The following is a 679-nucleotide window of genomic DNA, read 5'->3' as shown; positions in this document are numbered from 1 at the left end:
CGCTGCCACCTGAACGGTCTTGCGCTCAGGGACGGTGCCCCGCGATACGTGACGATGCTCGGCACCTCGAACGAACCGGGTGGCTGGCGCAACCACAAAGCGTCCGGCGGTGTGCTCTTCGACATCCAGAAGGCGGAGCCGGTGGTCGAACACATCTCGATGCCGCATTCACCGCGCTGGCACCGGGACGAACTCTGGGTCCTCCAGTCCGGTACCGGCGGACTCTGCAGGGTGAACCGCCATGGTTACCTCGACACGGTCGCCGAGCTTCCCGGCTTCACCCGCGGGCTCTCATTCGCCGGCAACCTCGCTTTCGTCGGCCTTTCGCAGATCAGGGAGACCGCCACATTCGGCGGGCTGCCGATCTCGGAGCGTGCCGACGAGCTCGAGTGCGGTGTCTGGATCGTCGACATCGACACCGGCAACACGGTCGGCTTCATCCGGTTCGAGGAGCAGGTCCAGGAGATCTTCGACGTCGCCCTGATGCCGGGCAAACGTTTCCCCGAAATCGCCGAGCCGGGAAGCACTGCGGCGCTCAATTCGTTTCAGCTACCGGGCTGAACTCCGGTTCCGGAATCCGGTTTCGTATCCGCCGCTACCGGGAAACTCCCAGAATCCGTCACCGAGGTGAAAGTGAATATGGCTGAGACGCAGGAAGCGGTCGAGTACGAGAAGGACG

At 63.8% G+C, this 679-nt stretch carries 1 protein-coding gene; it reads left to right on the top strand.

The features are described from left to right. Positions 1–561: DUF4915 domain-containing protein (locus VB775_RS26280; protein ID WP_323217187.1), on the top strand; the 561-nt coding region annotated here is incomplete at its 5' end. Between the last annotated feature and the right edge of the window lie 118 nt (positions 562–679).

The sequence above is a fragment of the Pseudanabaena sp. CCNP1317 genome (assembly GCF_034931345.1).
In the GTDB taxonomy this organism is placed as follows: domain Bacteria; phylum Cyanobacteriota; class Cyanobacteriia; order Pseudanabaenales; family Pseudanabaenaceae; genus Pseudanabaena; species Pseudanabaena galeata.
Note: the sequence above shows the minus strand (reverse complement) of the source record. Positions and strands in the feature narration are given on the sequence as shown.